Below are 16,522 nucleotides of genomic sequence, written 5' to 3'. Positions count from 1 at the left end.
GCGGCTCACCGGGTGTATGATGTCATGACTTTCCAAGGCCATCCATGTTCAGGAGGTATTTCATGCCCAAGCCACGCCAGCCGCTTTCCAATCGAGCCTATCCGGCTACCCGTCTGCGCCGCAACCGTGCCAGTGATTTTTCCCGGCGCCTGGTGCGGGAAAACCAGTTGTCGGCCGACAACCTGATCTTCCCGGTGTTTGTGCTCGAAGGCGAGAACCAGCGTGAGGCGGTGCCGTCCATGCCGGGTGTGGAGCGACTGAGTATTGACCTGCTGGTCGAGCAGGCGGCGGAGCTGGTTGAGCTGGGCATTCCTGCGGTGGCGCTGTTCCCGGTGGTGCCGGCGGAGAAAAAGAATCTGTCCGGCTCTGGCGCCTGGGATTCCGATGGCCTGGCCCAGCGTGCGGTGCGGGCGCTCAAGAAAGCCCAGCCGGAACTGGGTGTGATTACCGATGTGGCGCTGGACCCGTTCACCACCCATGGCCAGGACGGCATTATTGATAACGACGGTTACGTGCTCAACGACGTGACCGTAGAAGCCCTGGTGAACCAGGCCCTGTCCCACGCCGACGCCGGCGCCGATGTGGTGGCGCCCTCCGACATGATGGACGGCCGGGTAGCCGCCATTCGTGAAGCCCTGGAAGGTGCCGGTTATGTGAATACCCGCATTCTGGCCTACTCTGCCAAGTATGCCTCCAGCTATTACGGCCCGTTCCGGGATGCGGTCGGTTCCGCCGCCAACCTGGGCAAGAGCAACAAGTCCACTTACCAGATGGACCCGGCCAATAGCGATGAAGCCATTCACGAGGTGGCCATGGACCTGGCGGAAGGTGCCGATATGGTGATGATCAAGCCGGGCATGCCGTACCTGGACATCGTGCACCGGGTGAAAACCGAACTGCAGGTGCCGACCTTTGTTTACCAGGTCAGCGGAGAGTACGCCATGCACATGGCGGCGGCCCAGAACGGCTGGCTGGATGGCGATGCGGTGATGATGGAAAGCCTGATGGCCATGCGCCGGGCCGGTGCCGATGGCATTCTGACTTATTTTGCCGTGCGCGCTGCGAGACTGATGAGAGACCGCGCGCGGGCGTGACGCAGGCGACCGCCTGCCCAGACAACGGATATGGATAGCGATGACCACTGAAACAGCCAAGCAGACAATCGATGCCGAACTGAGCGTGCCTGCGCCGGTTGAGCTTCCGCCGGTAGGCGAGGAAGTGAACCTGGACGCCAGCGAGAACTACTTCAACCGGGAACTGAGCCAGCTCCAGTTCAACTACCGGGTACTGAAGCAGGCGCTGGACACCACGCACCCGCTGATCAACCGGCTGATTTTCTGCTGCATTTTCAGCAGCAACATGGACGAGTTCTTCGAGATCCGGGTGGCGGGCCTGCGTCAGCAAATGAAGTACGGCCGGGAAACCGTGGGTGTGGACGGCATGCAGCCGGACCAGGTGCTGGCGGAGATCAGCCGGGTAGCCCACGAGTATATCCATGAGCAGTACGACATCCTGAACAATGTCCTGATTCCCGAGCTGGAGCAGGAAAACATCCACTTTGTGCGGCGCCGGGAATGGACCCCGGCCCAGGCAGAGTGGGTGCGTACTTACTTTGAAGAAGAGATTCTGCCGGTGGTCAGCCCCATCGGGCTGGACCCGTCACACCCGTTCCCGCGCCTGGTGAACAAGAGTCTGAACTTTATCGTGGAACTGGATGGCAAAGACGCCTTTGGCCGGGAAACCGGCATGGCCATCCTGCCGGCGCCCCGGTCGCTGCCCCGTCTGGTGCGCCTGCCGGATGAAGTCTGCGAAGGTGGTGAGAACCTGGTGTTCCTGTCGTCGATGATCCACGCCCACGCGGATGAGCTGTTCCCCGGCATGGAAGTCAAAGGCTGTTACCAGTTCCGTTTGACCCGTAACGCTGACCTTGAGCTGGAAGATGACCTGGAAGACCTGGCGTCGGCCCTGCGCGGCGAGCTGCTCAGTCGTCGCTTTGGTGACGGTGTGCGCCTGGAAGTAGCCGATAACTGCCCGGAAGAACTGGTGCAGTTTCTGTTGCGGGAGTTCGGGCTGACCGAGCGTGACCTGTACCAGGTGCATGGCCCGGTGAACCTGACCCGCCTGATGGCCGTGGGTGGCCTGGTAGACCGGCCCGACCTGACCTACTCCAGCTTCTCGCCGTCCATTCCGCGCCAGATCCGCAGCAAGGAATCCATGTTCGATGCCATCCGCAAACGGCCGATCCTGTTGTTGCATCCCTACGAGAATTTCAGCCCGGTGGTAGACCTGCTGCGCCAGGCCGCAAAAGATCCGAATGTGCTGGCCATCAGGCAGACCCTGTACCGGACCGGTGCCGATTCGGAAATTGTCGAAGCGCTGGCCGATGCCGCCCGGCGCGGCAAGGAAGTGACCGTGGTGATCGAGTTGCGGGCCCGTTTCAGCGAGGCGGAAAACCTGGAGCTGGCCAGCCGGTTGCAGGAAGCCGGGGTGATCGTGGTGTATGGCGTGGTGGGCTACAAAACCCACGCCAAGATGATCCTGATTGTGCGCCGGGAAGAAGGGCGCCTGCGCCGCTATGTGCACCTGGGTACCGGTAACTACCATGCCGGCAACGCCAGGCTGTACACCGATTACAGCTTCATGACCTGCGACGAGTCTATTGGCGATGATGTCAACAAGCTGTTCCAGCAGCTGACCGGTATGGGTAAGGCCCTCAAGATCAAGAAGCTGTTCCATGCACCGTTTACCCTGCACAACCGGCTGATCAGCCTGATCGAGCGCGAGGCCAGCTATGGCGACAAGGGCCGGATTATCTTCAAGTTCAACGCCCTGACCGAGCCGCAGATGATCAAGGCCCTGTACCGGGCCTCTCAGGCCGGCGCGAAGGTTGACCTGATTATCCGGGGCATCTGCTGCCTGCGGCCGGAAGTGCCGGGGCTGTCGGATAACATCCGGGTGCGTTCGGTGATTGGCCGGTTCCTGGAGCATACCCGGGTGTATTACTTCGATAATAATGGCCGTCCGGAAGTTTACTGTTCCAGTGCTGACGGCATGGAACGCAACCTGCTGCACCGGGTAGAAACCGCATTCCCGGTGGAAGAGCCGGCACTGGTGGCCCGGTTGCGGGAAGACCTGGATACCTACCTGGCGGATAACTGCCAGGCCTGGGTGTTGCAGCCCGATGGCAGCTATATCCAGAACCAGCCGGCCGAGGGCGAAGAGCCCTTTGCGTCCCAGCTGGTGCTGTTGGAGCGCCTGACCAGCAAGCCGGTCTGAGCCCGGATACAACAATAACTACCCAGATAATAGGACTCTGATTTTGAAATTCAACAAGTGGTTGGTTGCCGGCGGAGTGATTCTGGCCGGAGCCGGCCTCGCGCCCTGGGGCGTGGGCTATGTGACCGAGCAGCAGTGGTTCCGGGCTGCCCTGGAAGTAAACGCTGCCCAGCCTTTTGTGCACCTGGAAACCCAGCAGTATCAGCGTGGTGTGCTGGCCTCCGAAGCCGCTGGCACCCTGACCATTACCGACCCGGCCCGGGGCGACAGTTACCGGATAGGCTTCCGGGTGAAGGTGTCCCACGGGGTGACCGGCAGCCTGATGGATTTCCGCCCGGACGCCGGCTGGCAGCCGGAGGGCGCCAACTGGTTTCGTGGTGAAAAGCCCCGCCTGACCCTGGAAACCCGGATTTGGGGCTCGGCCACCCTGGTGCTGGAAGCGCCGGCAATGGCGATCGACAACCCGGCATCGGGCGAGTCCCTGCGCAGCAGCGGTGGCCTGGCCAGCATCAGTGTGGGCAGTCTGGGTGAGCAGGCTGATCTGATGCTGGTGTGGCCGGCACTGTCGCTGTCCGGGCCGGAGCTGGATCTGACGGTGGAAGATGCCCACCTGGAGCAAAGCCTGACCTGGTTAAGTGGTGATATCTGGACCGGAACCGGCACCTTGTCGGTGGAGTCCCTGTCGGTACAAAGCCCGGGTGTGGAACCCGTGGTCCTGAATGGCCTGGCCATGACCAGTGCCAGCGAGGCGAAGGACCAGGATCGTCGGCTGGATTCAACCCTGGAGCTGGATGTGGCGTCGGTGAGCGTCGGCAGTGACGCATTCGGCCCCCAGCGGATGGCGGTTTCGGTGGATAACCTGGATGTGGCTGGCTGGAATGCCTTCAGTTCGGCCATGACAGACCTGCAGGCGATGACGGTCAAGGCCGGGGCTGGCGGTGGTGCCAGCTTCGAGCAGCAGATGGCGGTGATGCAGCGGTTTAATGAGTCGATCCGTGACCTGGCCGCTGCGGGTTTTTCGGCCGGAATCCGCGAGTTGAGCCTGGAAACGCCGGAAGGGCCGGTGCAGGGCAGCCTGGATATCTCTCATCCGGAATTGTCCGGTGCTGAAAAGGACGCCATGCTGATGGTGATGCAGGGCCTGACCGGCGAGCTGGATTTTTCCATGCCGATGGCACTGGCCGAAGATTATGCTGCCGTGCGCATGCAGGTAGCGCCGCTGATCAAGCAGGGTTTGCTGGTTCAGGAGGGTGACCGGCTGGTGATGGATGGCCGCATGGAAGATCTGGTGCTGGACATCAACGGGCTGCAGATTCCGCTGCCACCGCTGCTCTGAGTTCAGACCGCTGCCTGTGGTGGCAGCGGTTCCGCTATTGTTTTCCCGCTTTTGCCTTTCTTCTCGCCAGCCGGGCTCAGGCCTGGCTGAATTTCTGTTTCAGTGCCTCGGCCACCGCCGGATCGACAAATTCCGAGATGTCTCCGCCCAGGGATGCGATTTCCCGGATCAGGGTGGAGGAGATGTAGGACAGGTGGTTGGCCGGGGTCAGGAACACGCTTTCGATTTCCGGGGCCAGCCGGCGGTTCATGTCGGCGAGCTGGAATTCATATTCGAAGTCGGAGACTGCGCGCAGGCCACGCAGGATGACGGTGGCGTTCTGTTCCCGCACAAATTCGGCCAGCAGGTTGCTGAAGCCGGTGACGGTTACGTTGGGTACGTGGGCGGTGGCTTTGCGTACCAGTTCGCAGCGTTCTTCGAGGTTAAGTAGTGGCTGCTTTTTCGGGTTGTAGGCGACGGCGACGACGATTTCGTCAAACATGCGGCCGGCCCGTTCGATGAGGTCGGTGTGGCCGTTGGTGATGGGGTCGAAGGTGCCCGGGTAGATGACTTTTGGCATGCGCAGCTCCTTTTGTTTGTGGGCGGTAGCATAGCAGGAACCATAGGTGTGCTGTAGTCCGGGGCTTTGGGTGATCGGTTTTATGAATGGGTGCAGGTCGCAGGCTGGGTGGCTCTGTCCGGGAAACGCTACAAGCACATCCCTGTGCGCTTGACTCCGGCCATCCATGGCCTCCGACATTCCCGGACAGAGCCACCCAGCCCGCGCCCCTAACTAAGTGCAGCCTTCCCCGGAAACTTCGTCAGCTTGTCAGTTTCTGGGCCAATCTGGTGCTGTTCCTCGCCGCCAATGCATAAACCGACAACTGCGGGTTCGCGCCGATGCTGGTGGGGAAGATGGAAGCGTCGTGGATGCTGAGGTTGGGAACGTGGTGGTGTTCACCGAAGCCGTTGACCACGGAGTCTTCCGGGTTGCTGCCCATGCTGCAGCCGCCCATCTGGTGGGCGGTGAACAGGCGGGCTCGGTGGGGTTTCATGGGGAGTTCAGCGATCGCTGCGCGGGCTTCGGCCCAGGTTTTGGACCAGGTGGAATCCAGGTGCATGGCGCGGACGGCTTCGGCGCCGGCGGCGAACTGGATTTCGGCCATGTGCAGGTAGGCCTGGCGGATGCCTTGCCACAAGTAGTCGGTTACCGGGTAGTCGAGTACCGGGCTGCCGTCGTCGCGCAGGGTGACGGTGCCGCCGGGGCTTTGTTCGTGGAAGCCGTCACGCAGCAGGGCGATGACGGATTGCATTCTGGCCAGCTGGCTGAGGTCGGCGAGTTGGTCCGGGCCGTGGCCGGGGACGACGCCGGCGGCCATGGCCGGGTGCAGGGGGGGTACTTCGAGTTTGTAGCCCACGGGGCCGTCTACGCCCTGGCTGAAGTTGAACTGGTCCGAGTAGATGGACTGGGGTGCGCCGTAGAAGGGGTCTACGTTGGCCGGCATGCGGGCGACGGTGGCGTTGACCGGGTGGATGAAGGAGCGTTTGCCCACGCGCTGGTGCGGGTCGGGCAGTTGCGAGCGCAGTAGCAGGCCCGGTGAGCCGATGGCGCTGGCGGCGACGACAAAGTGCCGGGCCTTGAGGGTGACGGTGACGCCGGAGGGGGTTACGCCGTCTGGCCCCATGGCGCTGGCCTGCAGGTGGTCGATGCGGTCCTGGTTCATGACCAGTTTTTCGGCGCGCAGGCCGTGGTACATGCGGGCGTTGTTGTCGAGGGCACCGGGGATGGTGGTCAGCAGGGCGCCTTGCTTGGCGTTGGTGGGGCAGCCTACGCCGCAGTAGCCGGAGTTCCAGCAGCCTTTGACGTTTCTGGGAATCACCTGCCAGGAGTAGCCGAGTTTTTCGCAACCCTGGCGCAGGATGTCGTTGTTCAGGTTGGGGTCGGTTTGCCAGGGCGCCATGGTGTGGCGCTCTTCCCGGCCCTGGAACCAGGGAGCCATGGCGTCTGGTGCCAGGCCGTCGAGGCCGAATTGCCGGCTCCAGTAGGTGAGGGTTTCGTCTGGAGTGCGGAAGCTGCTGGTCCAGTTGACGGTGGTGGAGCCGCCTACACAGCGGCCCTGCAGTATGGCGATGGCACCGTCGGCGGTGGTCCGGCTCATGCCTTCCTGGTAGAGGTTGGCGTAGGACGTCAGCTCGTCCATCTTGAAGTCTTTCTGGTAATACAGCCGGCCTTCTTCCACCAGGATAACGGCCAGGCCTTGCCGGGCCAGGATTTCCGCGGTGGTGCCGCCACCGGCACCGGTGCCGATGACGACCACATCGGCTTCTGCGGTCTGGTTGCTGGTGAGGGTGCTGGCGTCGGTAACCTTCCAGCCGGCGGCCAGGCCCCGGGCAATGGGATCATTCATGGACATACTGCGCTCCGTAATCCGGGGTCTTTCAGGTGTTTTTGAACTGGGGTAAGACGTTCACGATCCATTCCTGTGGCCCGGGGTATCCGGTCAGGTGCCACTGGTTCTGGTGGCCGTAGAAGGCCACGTTGCAGATCTTGCTGAGGGCGATGTAGCCGTTGTTGAGCAGGCCGATCCGGCTGTTGCGCCAGCGGTTCAGGAAGGCGTCGGCTTCGCCGGTGGTCACGGATGGCCAGTCGGACCAGACCCGGGCCAGGGTGACCCGGGTGGGGGCAAAGTTCAGCAGGTCGAACAGCTTGCGCAGTTCTTTCTGGTTGGGGGCGCCGAACTTGACGATGCCCTGGTCGATACGCTCGATGGTGGCCGCAACGGCAAACTGGCGCTGGTTCGGTTCTTCCGGCAGGGCGCCGGCGAACATGGCCGGTAACAGGGCTTCGAACAGCGCGATGTCGTCCTTGCTCAGAAACTGGAAGCGGTAGCTGGCGTCCATGCGGCTGTCGACCGCACTGACTCGCCCGGCTGGCGCGGTGGCGCAGCCGGACAGGCCGGCGGTAAGGCTGACGGTGCCGAGGAAGACGGCGCCGCCTACCCCGGTTTTCAGGAAACTGCGTCGGTTCATGGGGCTCACCGGATAAAGAATTTGTAGATCATGCGATGGGCAGCGGTGCCGTGGGGTGCATACACGTATTTGCCGCTGTTGAACTTCTGCTTGGTGAAGATGGCCCGGTGGTGCGAGAAGGTCAGGAAGCCTTCGCGGCCGTGGTAGTGGCCCATGCCGGAGTCGCCGATACCGCCGAAGGGCAGGTCGTCCTGCGCTACGTGCATCAGGGCATCGTTGATGCACATGCCGCCTGAGTGGGTGTTGTCCACCACGTGCTGCTGCTGGGTTTTGTCGTAGCCGAAGAAGTACAGGGCCAGCGGACGCGGCCGTTCGTTGATGTAGTGGATGGCTTCGTCCAGGCCGCTGTAGCTGATCACCGGCAGGATCGGGCCGAAGATCTCGTCCTGCATCACTTTCATGTCCGGCGTGGTTTTCAGCACCAGGGTCAGCGGGATCTTGCGGGTGCCTTCCTTCATGTCTTCATTGGCGGGGTTGATTTCAACCAGTTCGGCGCCCTTGCTCCGGGCATCTTCAAGGTAACCCTGCAAGCGGTCGTACTGGCGTTCGTTGATGATGGCGGTGTAGTCGTCGTTGTCCCGCAGACTGGGGTACATTTCGGCGAACCGGGCGCGGAATTCATCCACGAAGGCCTGCACCCGGTCGGCCGGGCACAGCACGTAGTCCGGTGCCACGCAGGTCTGGCCGGCGTTGAAGGCCTTGCCGAAGGCGATGCGCTGGGCGGCGTCTTCCATGGGGACATCCGGTGACACAATGGCGGGCGATTTGCCGCCCAGTTCCAGGGTCACCGGAGTCAGGTTTTCGGCGGCGGCCCGCATCACCAGCTTGCCCACCGAGGTGGAGCCGGTAAACAGCAGGTGATCAAACGGGCGCTGGGAAAAGTCTGCGGCGACGTCTGCTTCGCCGGTGATCACTGAGACCATTTCCTCCGGGAACATGGATTCGATGATTTCCTTGAACAGGGCCGAGGTATGCGGCGTGTACTCGGACATTTTGATCATGGTGCGGTTGCCCGCAGCCAGCGAGGCCACCAGCGGGCCCACGGCCAGGTACAGGGGGTAGTTCCAGGGCACGATCACGCCCACCACGCCCTTGGGCTGGTAGTGCACCTTGTTGCTGGCCGGCTGGAACAGTACCGAGACATGGCGCTTGGACGGCTTCATCCAGTCGCCCAGGTTCTTCAGGGTGTAGTTGATGCCCTGAATGGACGGCATGACTTCGGCAATCAGGGATTCATCCTTCGAACGGCAGCTGAAGTCCCGGTCGATGGCATCGGTGAGCCGGTCCTGGTTGCTCAGCAGGGCGCGCTTCAGGCGTTTCAGGTTTTCCTTGCGCTCGGTGAGGGATGGCATCGGGTTGGCGCGGAAGGCTTTTTTCTGCTCTTCGAAAACCCGGTGGGTGTGCTGGATCTGTTTCTTGCTCTCGGTGAGCTGAACAACGGTGGCTCCCATTTTCTCTCCCCTTGCCGTCAGGCCTGCCTGTACAGCTTGTTGTTATCGGTGGCTGCAATCCGGTGGATTTGCACTTGCGGCTATTATTAGAGTATATACTCTAGGCAGTCAAGAAGCGGTGGATAGCCCATCGGGCCATCTGCGAGACAGATAACAACAAACACCGGCGGGCGAATGAAAACCAGAGACAAAATTCTGCTTTCCAGTCTGGAGCTGTTCAACGAGCGGGGTGAGCGCAATATCACCACCAACCATATTGCCGCGCACCTGGCCATTTCTCCGGGCAACCTGTATTACCACTTCCGGAACAAGTCCGACATCCTTTACGAGATCTTCCAGGAATATGAAAATCTGGTGGATTACTATCTGGATATCCCCGAAGACCGGGCCATTACGCTGGAAGACCTGACCTTTTACCTGGAGTCGGTCTTTGACGGACTCTGGAGTTACCGGTTCTTCCACCGGGACCTTGAATACCTGCTCGACAGCGATCCGCGCCTGCGCCGGGACTACCGGGAATTTACCAACCGCTGCCTGGCCGCCATTAACCGGATTTTCGGCAAGCTGGCGGAAGCGGGCATTATCGAGCCTCAGCCCGAAGAGCTGCGTTCGGCCATGTCACTGAATGTCTGGCTGGTAATCACTAATTGGATGGCATTCCTGAAAACGGCCCACGCCAGCGAGGAGTCGGCCAGCCTGACTCTGACCGAGCTGAAGCAGGGCATTTACCAGGTGCTGACGCTGGAAATACCGTACCTGACGCCTGAATACCGTGAGCGGGTGATGGTACTGCGAGAGAAGTATCGCCCGGTTTTGCCGGAGGCAGTGCCGGCTTGATTGTAGCTGGCGGTTATTTTTTGAGCAGATGTTGAACTTTTGGAAGAGTGCGGTGTCACAGGTAGTGACGTGGGAAATCGGACTTTTCTGCGTCTCCTGAGTGAGTTCTCAGGTTTAGCACGTCGCAAACCCTGACGTTTCGCCGGCCTGCGTCTTTGCAGGCCGGTTTTTTCTTTTTCTTCTGCTTATTCTTCTGTCTCTTCCGCTTCAGGCGCTTCCAGCCAGTCGGTCAGGGCCTCGCGGCATTCGTCAACGCCCCGCTTCGAGGTGGCCGAGAACATGATCAGGTGCTGTACGCAGCTAAAAGGCTTGAGTTTGCCGGCGATGCCCAGCATGGCAGTCTTGGCTTGCCCGAATTTCAGCTTGTCGGCCTTGGTGGCCAGGATCATCAGGGGCAGGTTATTGTGTTCGCACCAGTCCACCATCATCTGGTCGAAGTCGGTCAGCGGGTGGCGGATATCCATCACCAAAACCAGGCCGCGCAGGCAGCGACGCTCGTTCAGGTAGTGGCCCAGGTGTTTCTGCCAGTCGTCTTTCATGTCGCGGGAAACCTTGGCGTAGCCGTAGCCGGGCAGATCCACCAGGCGCATGTTTTCGCGATTCAGGGTGAAAAAGTTGATCAGCCGGGTGCGCCCCGGCGTTTTACTGGTGCGGGCCAGCTTGCCGTTGGCGGTGATGGCGTTCAGGGCGCTGGATTTGCCGGCATTTGAGCGGCCGGCAAAGGCCACTTCAGCGCCGAAATCCGGTGGGCATTCATCCAGCCGTGACGCACTGATCAGAAATCGGGCGCTGTTGAATGAGAGGCTTTTTTGAGTCAGATCAGAGTCCACGACGGTTGGCGTTCCTTTGGATTTCAGTTATCGGCGATTAATGTATAATGCTACACCAATTCAGGGCGGGACGCCTCGCGTTACCGCTTTAGCCCCGGTTATGCGCCTGTTTTGTCAGTGCTTGCCGGTTGCACAACGAAGAATACTTTCAAGATGCAAAGATGAGAGAAGCGGAGCGAGCATGAAAAGACTGATCGCAGGAGTTGTTCTCGGAGTTGGCCTGACAGCAATGGCTCACGGGGCAGGAGATCCGGCAGCGGGTGAACAGAATGCAGCGGTATGTGCCGGCTGCCACGGACAGGGCGGAGCCAAGCCAGTAATGGCTGTGTATCCGAAGCTGTCCGGTATCGGCGAGCGTTACACATACCTGCAGCTGGTAGATATCAAGAACGGCGACCGTCCGATTCCTGAAATGACAGGCCTGCTGGACGCCATGTCTGACCAGGATCTCCAGGACCTGGCAGCCTATTTCAACGAGCAGGACATGGTGGTTGGCCAGGCTGATCCAGAGCTGGTGGAACAGGGCCAGGCCCTGTACCGTGGCGGCAACATGGCTTCCGGTGTTCCGGCCTGTTCCGGTTGTCACAACCCTCGTGGTACCGGTAACGAGCCTGCGGGCTATCCGGCACTGAGTGGCCAGACTGCCGAGTACGTTGCCAAGCAGCTGAATGCCTACCGTTCCGGTGAACGCGCTGGCGGTGCCAACGCAGCCATCATGATGGATGTGGCCTCCAAGCTGACCGACGCGGAAATCGAGGCAGTTGCCAACTACGTTTCCGGCCTGAACTGATCGTTCCTGGTAACGCTGCGTCAGAAACCCCGCTTCGGCGGGGTTTTTGCTATTTACCTTTCTGTAACGATTTGCCCATGGCCTGCGGTGGAACTTTTTCCGTATGCTGGGTCATAATTCCCGATAACTCAAAATCATGGCTCGGAGATTTTCGATGATCAGAAGCTTTGGCTCTGTTGTATTTCTTGCAGCTGCCCTGCTTGTTTCAGGCGTGGCAAATGCCCAGTCCTGGCAGGATGGCAAACATTACCGCACGCTGGATAACCCGGTTCGTACCGCCTCAGACAGCGGTGTCGAGGTGGCCGAGGTGTTCTGGTATGGCTGCCCCCACTGTTACAACTTCAAGCCCCTGGCGGAAGCCTGGGAAGAGAAGGCGCCGGAGTATGTAAACTACGTTCGCCTGCCGGCGGCCCTGGGACAAAGCTGGGAGCCCCATGCCTACGCTTTCTACGCCCTTGAAGCCATGGGTGAACTCGACAAGGTGCACGACGCCCTGTTCAATGCGCTGGCCGGGGAGCGTCGCCCGCTGAATTCTGCAGAGACACTGGCGGATTTCGTGGCTGACTACGGGGTGGACGCCCAGGAATTTGTCGACACCTACAACAGCTTCGGCGTACGTGCCCGGGTGCAGCAGGCGCAGTCCAAGATCCGTGGTGCGCGAATCACCGGAACACCGACTATGCTGGTAAATGGCAAGTATGTGGTCAGTGCCTCCATGGCTGGCAGCCACGAGAATGTTCTTCAGGTAGTCGAATACCTGGCCGAGCAGGAGCAGGCAGGAGCCGAGTAATACGGTGGCCGCGTGCCAGCGCTGACGCTGGCCGTTTTCTGGAGCAGTCCGGGGATTTGCGCGCATGTATAAACGGATTCGCAATCAGCTGAACGGGATTCTGAAATCGCAAGAAAGCCCCCGGGGTGCCTGCTCGGGCAGCGAGCATGTGCCCGAGTTTGAGGCCCACCGCCATATCCGTTTGCTCACCTTTAATATCCAGGTGGGCATCAATACTTCGTCATATCACCACTACCTCACCCGCAGCTGGCAACACTTCCTGCCTAACCGCCGGCGCATCGAGAACCTGGATCGAATCGCAACCCTGCTCAGCCAGTACGATGTGGTGGCTTTGCAGGAGTGCGATGGTGGCAGTCTTCGCAGTGGTTATATAAACCAGGTGCAATACCTGGCCGAGGCGGCAGGCATTCCGTACTGGCATCAGCAGCTGAACCGTAATCTGGGGCAGATTGCCCAGCACAGTAATGGCCTGTTGAGCCGGTTCCGGCCGCTGGACGTGACCGAGCACAAGTTGCCGGGAGTGATTCCGGGCCGGGGAGCCATCATTGCCCGTTACGGGGCAGAGGATGATCCCCTGGTGCTGGTGCTGATGCACCTGTCCCTGAGTAAGTCGGCGCAGCAGCGCCAGCTGGGGTATATCCGGGAGCTGATTGCCGACTACCGGCATGTGGTGCTGATGGGGGATATGAATGCCCATGCAGAACAACTGCTGACCAGGACGCCCCTGAAAGAAACCGACCTGATTCCGCTGCCGGATACCGCCCACAGCTTCCCCAGCTGGCGGCCGGAAAAGGCGCTGGATCATATCCTGGTGAGTCCGTCGCTGGAGATCCGCGGTTCGGAGGTGGTGAGCTATCCGGTGTCGGACCACCTGCCGATCGCCATGGACGTCGCGCTGCCCAAGGGATACCTGCAAACCTTCTGATCCTGCTCCAGCTTCAGGCACAAAAAAACCCGGCCATGGCCGGGTTTTTCGTGGAGGCAGGATCAATTACTTGATCTTGGCTTCCTTATACGCAACGTGCTTGCGGACAACCGGATCGTACTTTTTGATCTCGATTTTTTCCGGGGTGTTACGCTTGTTCTTTTTGGTCGTGTAGAAGTGACCAGTACCTGCTGATGAAACCAGCTTGATTTTCTCGCGCATGATGCGGCTCCTTAAACTTTCTCGCCGCGGGCACGAAGATCGGCCAGCACAGCGTCAATGCCTTTTTTGTCGATGATGCGCATGCCCTTGGTGGATACGCGCAGCTTCACGAAACGCTTCTCGGACTCAACCCAGAAACGGTGGTTCTGCAGATTCGGCAGAAAACGACGACGAGTGTGGTTCATCGCGTGGGATACATTGTTACCGGTAACCGGACGCTTACCGGTAACCTGACAAACTCTGGACATACTTGCCTCCGACCTGAGCAATGGTCTATCTATACGAATTCGTTATTTAATGCGTCTCTGGTTGCTCCGGAGCCATAACTGCTACCGGTTCGCGCCTCTAAACTGAACGCTGCTCGCCAGACGCCGCCAGAAAGGGACGCTTTTATACCAGAACTGGCCAGCCAACGCAAAAAATTGTTGGGAAATTGTCCAGTTTTCCGGTGGCGACCCCGCAGCGGTTACATCAACCCTCGTTCGGCCAGCGATATTACCTCACCGTGGCCAATAACCATATGGTCAAGAACCCTGATATCCACCAATCCCAGCGCTTCCTTCAATCTGCGGGTCAGGGAAATGTCGGCCTGGCTGGGCTCGGCCACGCCACTGGGGTGGTTGTGGGCGAAAATGACGGCTGCGGCGTTGTCTTCCAGGGCCTGGCGCACCACTTCCCTCGGATACACTGCGGCGCCGTCGATGGTGCCTCGGAACAGCTCCCGGTACTGGATGACCCGGTGGCGGTTGTCCAGGAACAGTCCGGCGAATACTTCGTGGGGATAGGTGCCCAGCCGGCTGGTGAGAAAGCGCCGGGTGTCTGCCGGTGAGCGCAGCGGATCACCCTGGCGCAGGGGTTCGTCCATGACCCGCCGGGCCATTTCCATAGCGGCCTGCACCTGGGCGTACTTGGCGGTACCCAGGCCTTTCACTTGCAGAAACTGCCGGCGGGAGGCGGTCATCAGCCCCCGCAGGCCGGAGAATTCGTCAATCAGGTGTCGTGCCAGCGCCATCACTGGCATGCCGGTCGTGCCGGTGCGCAGAAAAATGGCCAGTAATTCGGCGTCAGACAGGGATTGGGCGCCATGGGCGAGCAGGCGTTCTCTGGGCCGCTCGTCGGTGGGCCAGCTGGAATCGGTCATCCGGGCTTCCTTGCTTTGGTTTGATACGGGCGATGCGTCCTGCATCGGGTTCTCAGAATTACAAAGGTTACCTGAAAAGGTAACATTTGGTAAACGAACGGGGTGGCCGCGCAGGCTGCCTGCCGGCCCGCGGCGTGCTATCTTATAACCCTTTCATTTTACGGGATTACGGAGCCCACATGGCTGCCAAGCGAATTCTGCTGGGAATCACCGGTGGCATTGCCGCCTACAAGAGTGCCGAACTGGTCCGGTTGTTGAAAAAAGCCGGGCTGGAAGTGCGGGTTGTGATGACCCGTGGTGCCGAAGCGTTCATAACGCCACTGACTTTCCAGGCGCTCAGCGGCGAGCCGGTTCGTACGTCCCTGCTGGACCCGGAGGCGGAAGCCGGCATGGGGCATATCGAGCTGGCCAAGTGGGCCGACCAGGTGGTGGTCGCGCCGGCGTCTGCCGATTTCCTGGCCCGGCTGGCCCAGGGTATGGCAGACGACCTGCTGACCACTGTGTGCTGTGCTACCGAGGCGCCGATCGCGGTTGCGCCGGCCATGAACCAGGCCATGTGGAAAAATTTCCGCACCCAACGCAACGTTCAGCTGCTCTCAGAAGATCCACAGATTACCCTGTGGGGGCCAGATCAGGGCGAGCAGGCCTGTGGCGATACCGGCCCGGGCCGGATGCTGGAGCCGGAAGCCCTGGCCCGGATGGTTATGGCGCCGCCGGAACCCCCGGCTACGGGAGCGCTTGCCGGTCGACGGCTGGTGATCACTGCGGGACCAACCCGGGAGCCCATTGACCCGGTGCGCTACATCTCCAATCACAGCTCCGGCAAGATGGGCTACGCCATCGCCCGTGCCGCAGCTGCGGCCGGTGCCCGGGTGGTGCTGGTCAGTGGCCCGGTAAACCTGCCGGCCCCGGAGGGCGTGGAAGTGCGCCCGGTAGTGACGGCAGGGGATATGCTGCGGGCGTCCGAGCAAGCGGTCACCGAAGGTTGCGATGTTTTTATCGCCACCGCCGCCGTGGCGGACTACCGGCCGGAAAGCTGCGCCGGCGACAAGATCAAGAAAACCAGCGAAGCCATGAGCCTGGCGCTGGTGCGCAATCCGGATACCCTGGCCACCATCGCGGCCAGGCCTGATGCGCCCTTTACCGTGGGCTTTGCGGCGGAAACCACAGACGTCGCCCGCTACGCTACCGACAAAATGCAGCGCAAGAAACTGAACATGATTGTGGCCAATGATGTCTCTGCGCCGGGGCTGGGCTTTAACAGCGACCAGAATGCCGTTACGGTTTTCTGGCCGGAAGGCCAGGAGTCCATCGGCCCGGACAGCAAACAGGCCATCGCAGAGCGACTGGTTACGCTCATTGCCAGCCACAGTGACAGGATTGAAAACTCATGACCAAGAAGAATTTACAGGTCCGGATTCTGGACGACCGTATCGGAACCGGGATCCCGTTTCCCTCATACGCAACCGACGGTTCTGCCGGCCTCGACCTCAGGGCCTGTGTCCAGCAGCCGCTGACGGTGGCGCCCGGGGAAACCCACCTGATCCCCACCGGCCTGTCGATTTATATCGAAGACCCGGCGCTGGCGGCCATGATCCTGCCTCGCAGTGGCCTGGGCCACAAACACGGTATTGTGCTGGGTAACCTGGTGGGGCTGATCGATTCGGACTATCAGGGCGAGCTGATGGTGTCCTGCTGGAACCGGGGTCAGACCCCGTTCACCATTGAAGTGGGCGAGCGCATTGCCCAGCTGGTGCTGGTTCCGGTGGTTCAGGCGGAGTTTGAAGTGGTGTCGGAGTTCCATGCCAGCGAACGGGGTGCCGGCGGATTTGGCTCTACCGGGAGCCACTGACCACACCCTAAAGGCTGAGAGCCGTCAGCACGGCTGCCAGCTATACTTCGCAGAGCAAGGCAG

The 16,522-nt window shown here is 60.7% G+C and carries 17 protein-coding genes; 9 read left to right on the top strand and 8 right to left on the bottom strand.

Translation table 11 applies throughout. The annotated features are described in order from the left end of the window. The first annotated feature begins 62 nt into the window (after nt 1–62). The 3 genes from hemB to Q668_RS04795 are packed head-to-tail and all read left to right on the top strand — an operon-like array spanning nt 63 to nt 4,612. A complete protein-coding gene (gene hemB / locus Q668_RS04805) occupies nt 63–1,094 on the top strand; it encodes a porphobilinogen synthase (protein WP_022988475.1) in 1,032 nt (343 codons plus the stop codon). A gap of 40 nt (nt 1,095–1,134) precedes the next feature. Then, on the top strand, nt 1,135–3,276 hold the full coding sequence (ppk1, locus tag Q668_RS04800) for a polyphosphate kinase 1 (RefSeq protein ID WP_022988474.1): 2,142 nt from the start codon (nt 1,135–1,137) through the stop codon (nt 3,274–3,276). 43 nt (nt 3,277–3,319) lie between these two features. Beyond that, nucleotides 3,320–4,612 carry a DUF945 family protein gene (locus Q668_RS04795; RefSeq protein WP_022988473.1) on the top strand — a complete coding sequence of 431 codons (1,293 nt, stop codon included), beginning with the start codon at nt 3,320–3,322 and terminating at the stop codon, nt 4,610–4,612. A 76-nt stretch (nt 4,613–4,688) separates the two neighbouring features. Here Q668_RS04795 and coaD read toward each other — a convergent pair whose 3' ends face one another. The 4 genes from coaD to Q668_RS04775 form a co-directional block, all read right to left on the bottom strand. Continuing rightward, nucleotides 4,689–5,171 carry a pantetheine-phosphate adenylyltransferase gene (gene coaD / locus Q668_RS04790; RefSeq protein WP_022988472.1) on the bottom strand — a complete coding sequence of 161 codons (483 nt, stop codon included), beginning with the start codon at nt 5,169–5,171 and terminating at the stop codon, nt 4,689–4,691. 241 nt (nt 5,172–5,412) lie between these two features. Next, nucleotides 5,413–7,005, bottom strand: a complete 1,593-nt coding sequence (locus tag Q668_RS04785) for a GMC family oxidoreductase N-terminal domain-containing protein (RefSeq protein ID WP_022988471.1) — start codon at nt 7,003–7,005, stop codon at nt 5,413–5,415. 25 nt (nt 7,006–7,030) lie between these two features. Further along, nucleotides 7,031–7,621, bottom strand: coding sequence for a hypothetical protein (locus tag Q668_RS04780; protein ID WP_022988470.1), 591 nt, complete (start codon nt 7,619–7,621; stop codon nt 7,031–7,033). Nucleotides 7,622–7,626: 5 nt separating this feature from the next. After that, nucleotides 7,627–9,072: a coniferyl aldehyde dehydrogenase gene (locus Q668_RS04775; protein WP_022988469.1), complete on the bottom strand. Its 1,446-nt coding sequence runs from the start codon at nt 9,070–9,072 to the stop codon at nt 7,627–7,629. Nucleotides 9,073–9,246: 174 nt separating this feature from the next. On the opposite strand from Q668_RS04775, the gene Q668_RS04770 reads away from it, so the two are divergent. Then, nucleotides 9,247–9,909 carry a TetR/AcrR family transcriptional regulator gene (locus Q668_RS04770; RefSeq protein WP_022988468.1) on the top strand — a complete coding sequence of 221 codons (663 nt, stop codon included), beginning with the start codon at nt 9,247–9,249 and terminating at the stop codon, nt 9,907–9,909. A gap of 185 nt (nt 9,910–10,094) precedes the next feature. On the opposite strand, the gene yihA is transcribed toward Q668_RS04770, so the two are convergent. Beyond that, nucleotides 10,095–10,739: a ribosome biogenesis GTP-binding protein YihA/YsxC gene (gene yihA, locus Q668_RS04765; RefSeq protein WP_022988467.1), complete on the bottom strand. Its 645-nt coding sequence runs from the start codon at nt 10,737–10,739 to the stop codon at nt 10,095–10,097. A gap of 181 nt (nt 10,740–10,920) precedes the next feature. Between yihA and Q668_RS04760 the strand changes: the two genes are divergently transcribed. From Q668_RS04760 to Q668_RS04750, 3 genes are all read left to right on the top strand, one after another. Further along, the gene (locus Q668_RS04760; protein ID WP_036219153.1) at nt 10,921–11,529 is read left to right on the top strand and encodes a c-type cytochrome; all 609 of its coding nucleotides are present in this window, start codon (nt 10,921–10,923) and stop codon (nt 11,527–11,529) included. A 154-nt stretch (nt 11,530–11,683) separates the two neighbouring features. Then, entirely contained in the window at nt 11,684–12,319 is a 636-nt protein-coding gene (locus tag Q668_RS04755) for a thiol:disulfide interchange protein DsbA/DsbL (RefSeq protein ID WP_022988465.1), read from the top strand. A gap of 64 nt (nt 12,320–12,383) precedes the next feature. Next, the gene (locus tag Q668_RS04750; protein WP_022988464.1) at nt 12,384–13,244 is read left to right on the top strand and encodes an endonuclease/exonuclease/phosphatase family protein; all 861 of its coding nucleotides are present in this window, start codon (nt 12,384–12,386) and stop codon (nt 13,242–13,244) included. A gap of 66 nt (nt 13,245–13,310) precedes the next feature. Here the strand turns inward: Q668_RS04750 and rpmG are convergent, their stop codons facing one another. The 3 genes from rpmG to radC form a co-directional block, all read right to left on the bottom strand. Then, entirely contained in the window at nt 13,311–13,466 is a 156-nt protein-coding gene (rpmG, locus tag Q668_RS04745) for a 50S ribosomal protein L33 (RefSeq protein ID WP_008173465.1), read from the bottom strand. Between the two features lie 11 nt (nt 13,467–13,477). Then, nucleotides 13,478–13,714, bottom strand: a complete 237-nt coding sequence (rpmB, locus tag Q668_RS04740; RefSeq protein ID WP_011786975.1) for a 50S ribosomal protein L28 — start codon at nt 13,712–13,714, stop codon at nt 13,478–13,480. Between the two features lie 218 nt (nt 13,715–13,932). Further along, a complete protein-coding gene (radC, locus tag Q668_RS04735) occupies nt 13,933–14,607 on the bottom strand; it encodes a RadC family protein (RefSeq protein ID WP_011786974.1) in 675 nt (224 codons plus the stop codon). 179 nt (nt 14,608–14,786) lie between these two features. On the opposite strand from radC, the gene coaBC reads away from it, so the two are divergent. Together coaBC and dut are read left to right on the top strand one after the other, a co-directional pair. After that, entirely contained in the window at nt 14,787–16,001 is a 1,215-nt protein-coding gene (coaBC, locus tag Q668_RS04730) for a bifunctional phosphopantothenoylcysteine decarboxylase/phosphopantothenate--cysteine ligase CoaBC (protein WP_022988463.1), read from the top strand. Next, a complete protein-coding gene (gene dut, locus Q668_RS04725) occupies nt 15,998–16,459 on the top strand; it encodes a dUTP diphosphatase (RefSeq protein ID WP_022988462.1) in 462 nt (153 codons plus the stop codon). Before coaBC ends, dut begins: the two co-directional genes overlap by 4 nt. Nucleotides 16,460–16,522 lie beyond the last annotated feature (63 nt).

This window comes from Marinobacter sp. ES-1 (assembly GCF_000475255.1).
Lineage (GTDB): Bacteria > Pseudomonadota > Gammaproteobacteria > Pseudomonadales > Oleiphilaceae > Marinobacter > Marinobacter vinifirmus.
The sequence above is the reverse complement of the archived record's forward strand: the minus strand, read 5'-3'. Positions and strand labels throughout refer to the sequence as shown.

Excerpts from the sequence above, each read along its gene's own strand:
- hemB (WP_022988475.1), top strand. The coding sequence starts at position 63 with ATGCCCAAGCCACGCCAGCCGCTTTCCAATCGAGCCTATCCGGCTACC.
- ppk1 (WP_022988474.1), top strand. The coding sequence starts at position 1,135 with ATGACCACTGAAACAGCCAAGCAGACAATCGATGCCGAACTGAGCGTG.
- coaD (WP_022988472.1), bottom strand. The coding sequence starts at position 5,171 with ATGCCAAAAGTCATCTACCCGGGCACCTTCGACCCCATCACCAACGGC.
- Q668_RS04785 (WP_022988471.1), bottom strand. The coding sequence starts at position 7,005 with ATGTCCATGAATGATCCCATTGCCCGGGGCCTGGCCGCCGGCTGGAAG.
- Q668_RS04780 (WP_022988470.1), bottom strand. The coding sequence starts at position 7,621 with ATGAACCGACGCAGTTTCCTGAAAACCGGGGTAGGCGGCGCCGTCTTC.
- Q668_RS04775 (WP_022988469.1), bottom strand. The coding sequence starts at position 9,072 with ATGGGAGCCACCGTTGTTCAGCTCACCGAGAGCAAGAAACAGATCCAG.
- Q668_RS04770 (WP_022988468.1), top strand. The coding sequence starts at position 9,247 with ATGAAAACCAGAGACAAAATTCTGCTTTCCAGTCTGGAGCTGTTCAAC.
- Q668_RS04760 (WP_036219153.1), top strand. The coding sequence starts at position 10,921 with ATGAAAAGACTGATCGCAGGAGTTGTTCTCGGAGTTGGCCTGACAGCA.
- Q668_RS04755 (WP_022988465.1), top strand. The coding sequence starts at position 11,684 with ATGATCAGAAGCTTTGGCTCTGTTGTATTTCTTGCAGCTGCCCTGCTT.
- Q668_RS04750 (WP_022988464.1), top strand. The coding sequence starts at position 12,384 with ATGTATAAACGGATTCGCAATCAGCTGAACGGGATTCTGAAATCGCAA.
- rpmG (WP_008173465.1), bottom strand. The coding sequence starts at position 13,466 with ATGCGCGAGAAAATCAAGCTGGTTTCATCAGCAGGTACTGGTCACTTC.
- rpmB (WP_011786975.1), bottom strand. The coding sequence starts at position 13,714 with ATGTCCAGAGTTTGTCAGGTTACCGGTAAGCGTCCGGTTACCGGTAAC.
- radC (WP_011786974.1), bottom strand. The coding sequence starts at position 14,607 with ATGACCGATTCCAGCTGGCCCACCGACGAGCGGCCCAGAGAACGCCTG.
- coaBC (WP_022988463.1), top strand. The coding sequence starts at position 14,787 with ATGGCTGCCAAGCGAATTCTGCTGGGAATCACCGGTGGCATTGCCGCC.
- dut (WP_022988462.1), top strand. The coding sequence starts at position 15,998 with ATGACCAAGAAGAATTTACAGGTCCGGATTCTGGACGACCGTATCGGA.